Genomic DNA, 3,610 nt, shown 5'->3' with positions numbered 1-3,610 from the left:
AAGGCCCCCTTCCCTGCGTGTGATGCAGGGAAGGGGGCCTTCACGGCGTCCGGCGCCGCGAAGGAGTCCTGCACGGTTCACTCGAACAGGCCGACTATCTGGTCCACCGCCAGGTAGGCGAACAGGGCGAGGCAGACGACGAGCAGCGTGTTGGACACCGTCCGGGAGCGGAACTCGCGCGGCAGCCGTGCGGAGTTCAGCAGGACCAGCAGTGTGCCCGCGAGGAACGGCATGAACAGCGCCCCCAGCACGCCGTAGGCCACGGTGAGCTGGAACGGCCGGTCGAGGAACAGCAGCGCCATCGGCGGGAACGTCAGCCACAGCACGTAGACGCGGTAGGGCCTGCTGCGCACGCCCGCCCGCCGGTCGTAGTCGGTGGTGGCGATGTCGCCGACGGTGTCGGTGCCGGTCGCGTGTGCGGGCAGGCGCCAGGTCCGCCACCAGTCGGCGAACAGCAGGCTCACCCCGTTCCACACCCCGATCAGCGAGGTGAACGACACGGCGAAGAACCCGACCAGGAACGGCACGCGGGCCCATTCGCCGTACTCGACGGCGAGCCGGTCGCCGAGCAGGAGCAGACCGATGTCGCCGGCGATGACGTCCGTCCCGGCCAGCATCCCGGCGCCGACCACGAGCATGGCGACCACGAAGACGCCGGTGGTCACGTAGCCGACGACGTTGTCGAACCGCATCATCGGCAACCAGCGCGACGAGCGCCAGCCCTTCGCCAGGGTCCAGTAGCCGTAGGCGGCCATCGTGATGGTGCCGCCGACCCCGCCCACGAGGCCCAGGGCGTACACCAGTGACCCGTCCGGCAGCCGGGGCACGAGCCCGCCCGCCGCCTCGGCCAGGTTCGGGGCCACCAGCACGGCGGTTCCGACCACGGTCACGAACATGACGCCGACGAACACCGTCATGATCTTTTCCAGCACCGCGTACCGTCCGAACCACACGAGCGCGAACCCGAGCAGGCCACAGAGGATGGCCCAGTACCGCACGGACACACCGGGGACGAGCGCGTTGAGCGGGAGGCCGGAGGCCGACATGGCGGTGGCCCCGTAGACGAACCCCCAGACGACGGTGTAGGCGCCGAAGTAGACCAGCACCCACCGGCCCAGCGTGCGCCAGCCCGCCAGCAGGGTCCGTCCGGAGGTCAGGTGCCAGCGCCCGACCGCCTCCGCGAGCGCGATCTTGAAGACCGTGCCGAGCAGCACCGCCCACAGCAGGGTGTAGCCGTAGCGGGAGCCCGCCACCATCGTGGCCACGAGATCGCCGGCGCCCACGCCGGTCGCCGCGGCCATGATTCCCGGCCCGAGCTGGCGTATCCGCCCCCGCCACGTCGTCGGCACCTCGGGCATTTCGGGCGCCGTGGGCCCGGTGGCCCCCGTGGGTGCCGGTGGGGGGCCGGTCGTCGGGCCGGTCCGGTCGGGCACGCCGTCGTCGTGGACGTCGTTCGCCATGGCGGCACGGTAGTGCGCGACCGGACCGGTGGGAACCGGGAAATCGGGTCACGTCGGCGGTGCGCACCGCCTACGCACCGTCACGCGGTCGGGAGTGGCTCCGTGCCGATGTCGCGCAGGAGCGTGTCGACCGGCTGCTCGGTCTCGGCGAAGCAGAGCAGGTTCGTGAATCCCTGGCGCCAGGACGCCTCTCGGGGCCAGCGCCAGGCCGCGCCGATGTCGTCCCGGTCGGCGCCGAGGTACCCGCGTACGGCCTGCCCGCACTCCTGCCGGCCCAGTGCGTTGATCTTCTCCACGTCCGGGAGCGCGCCGTCCGGCGTCCCCAGCGGTATCGCGGCGACGGCCTCGCTCCGGTGCGGCCCGTCGCACGGCGCCGCCCGGGGCCGTTCGTCCGCGGGACGCTCCCGCGAGCACAGCCGGAACCCGTCGAGGCCGTCGTCGCCGGCCAGGGCGTCGTGCAGCGACCCCTGTCGGGTGCGTGGCTCCCCGTCCGCGTTCACCTGCGCGACCCCGCAGCGGTACCAGCGCTGACCCTCGTCCCACCGGTCCTCGTCCGCCCAGAACAACCACGCACCGAGTGTGCTGACGTCGTAGTCGGCACTGCCCAGGAAGTCCGCCACCGCGGTCCGGCAGTCCGGCAGCACCGCCTCGTACACCGCCTGCTCGGGTGGCGGGGTGGCGCCGTCGTCGTCGGCGGCGTCGTCGAGGGTGCCGGTGTCGACGATCTCCACCGTGTGCGGTCCGGCGCAGTCGACGACCGTGGTGGCGTCGGTGGAGACACAGTCACCGGTCCCGGCGAGGCCCGGCGGGGTTCCGCCGGGTTCCGTGCCGGGGACCGATCGGTCCGTGGACGGTGCCGTGGTGCTCCCCGTGGCGGCGGGAGCCTCGGTCGCCCCGGCGGCACGCTGGTCGGCCGAGGGCAACGCGGGCGATCCGCCGACCTCGCTGACACACCCGGCCAGTACCACGGCGGCCGCCAACGTCACTACCCCGAGCGCGTAACCCTGTCTCGACATCGATCAGACCCTACCGAGTGGCGGTACGAACCACTCAATGTTGACGGTTCGACATCGCGGGCGCACGGCAACCGGGCCGACGGAGGAACATCCGGGCTCCGGATAATGCGACCGGGCCGGGACAGCGCGACCGGGTCCGGACAGTGGAAACCCCGTGATGCTGCCAGGTCGGGGGTCCGCCAGCACCACGGGGGCATCTGGAATATCGCCGGCTTACCCGGGTGCGTTACACCCGTCCGGGGATGTAAGTCAGGTCACACGTTCGGACCAGTGTGTCGGCGAATGCCCGGTGCCGTCCGTGGCGACGCGGGCGGCACGGGTGAAGTCGGCGGGAAACGGGTAGCCCGGTCGTCGGTGAACCTGTCCGAACACCTCGACCAGGGAGGTCGCATGATTCTCCGCCGGGTGGCCCGCCCACTGCTCGCCTCCATCTTCATCGCGGGCGGCATTAACGCACTGCGGCAGAAGGAGGCCCACGCCGAGGCGGCCAAGCCGTTGCTCGACAAGACCGTCGGGGAGAAGGCCGGCGAACTGCCGAGCGACCCGGTGACGCTCGTCCAGGTGGACGCGGCCGTCAAGATCGCCGCGGGCACGATGCTGACCGTGGGGGTGCTGCCGCGGATCTCCTCGGTCCTGCTGCTGGGCAGCCTGGTCCCCACGACCGTGGTCGGTCACCCGTTCTGGGAGGAACAGGACCAGCAGAAGCGTCAGCAGGAGCTGACCGAGTTCCTCAAGAACGCGAGCCTCGCGGGCGGTCTGCTCATCTCGGCGGTCGACACGGGCGGCAAGCCGTCACTGGGCTGGCGGACCCGGCACGCGGCCGAGGAGGTCGGTCACCAGGTGCAGGGTAAGACCGGGGAGGTGCAGCGCAGGATGGGCGCGGCGCAGGGCAAGGCCGGTCTGGCGGTGGCCAAGGCCACCAAGGCCTCCGAGCAGGCCACGGCCAGGGCGGCGAAGCGGCAGGGCCGGGCCACCGGGATGGCCAAGGGGAAGGGCAAGGCCCTCAAGGCGGCGAAGAAGGGAGCCGGGCGGGCCAAGTCCGCCGCGACGCACCGACACTGACCCGGCTCCGCTCCCGCACCGCGACGCCACCCGCACCGGGACGTCACCCGCAGCGCGACGGCGGCCCCGCCC

General features: G+C 72.1%; 3 protein-coding genes. 1 reads left to right on the top strand and 2 read right to left on the bottom strand.

Annotated elements, in window-relative coordinates; all coding sequences use genetic code 11:
* Positions 1–77 precede the first annotated feature (77 nt).
* A complete protein-coding gene (locus SACPADRAFT_RS0223705; protein ID WP_007026932.1) occupies positions 78–1,460 on the bottom strand; it encodes an Nramp family divalent metal transporter in 1,383 nt (460 codons plus the stop codon).
* Positions 1,461–1,540: 80 nt separating this feature from the next.
* On the bottom strand, positions 1,541–2,476 hold the full coding sequence (locus SACPADRAFT_RS0223700; protein WP_007026933.1) for a septum formation family protein: 936 nt from the start codon (positions 2,474–2,476) through the stop codon (positions 1,541–1,543).
* 390 nt (positions 2,477–2,866) lie between these two features.
* On the opposite strand from SACPADRAFT_RS0223700, the gene SACPADRAFT_RS0223695 reads away from it, so the two are divergent.
* The gene (locus SACPADRAFT_RS0223695; RefSeq protein ID WP_007026934.1) at positions 2,867–3,538 is read left to right on the top strand and encodes a DoxX family protein; all 672 of its coding nucleotides are present in this window, start codon (positions 2,867–2,869) and stop codon (positions 3,536–3,538) included.
* The last annotated feature ends 72 nt before the right edge of the window (positions 3,539–3,610 follow it).

Source organism: Saccharomonospora iraqiensis subsp. paurometabolica YIM 90007 (assembly GCF_000231035.2).
Lineage (GTDB): Bacteria > Actinomycetota > Actinomycetes > Mycobacteriales > Pseudonocardiaceae > Saccharomonospora > Saccharomonospora paurometabolica.
The sequence above is the reverse complement of the archived record's forward strand: the minus strand, read 5'-3'. Positions and strand labels throughout refer to the sequence as shown.

Bases quoted from the DNA above. Each gene is read 5' to 3' on its own strand.
- SACPADRAFT_RS0223705 (WP_007026932.1), bottom strand. From the start codon at position 1,460: ATGGCGAACGACGTCCACGACGACGGCGTGCCCGACCGGACCGGCCCG.
- SACPADRAFT_RS0223700 (WP_007026933.1), bottom strand. From the start codon at position 2,476: ATGTCGAGACAGGGTTACGCGCTCGGGGTAGTGACGTTGGCGGCCGCC.
- SACPADRAFT_RS0223695 (WP_007026934.1), top strand. From the start codon at position 2,867: ATGATTCTCCGCCGGGTGGCCCGCCCACTGCTCGCCTCCATCTTCATC.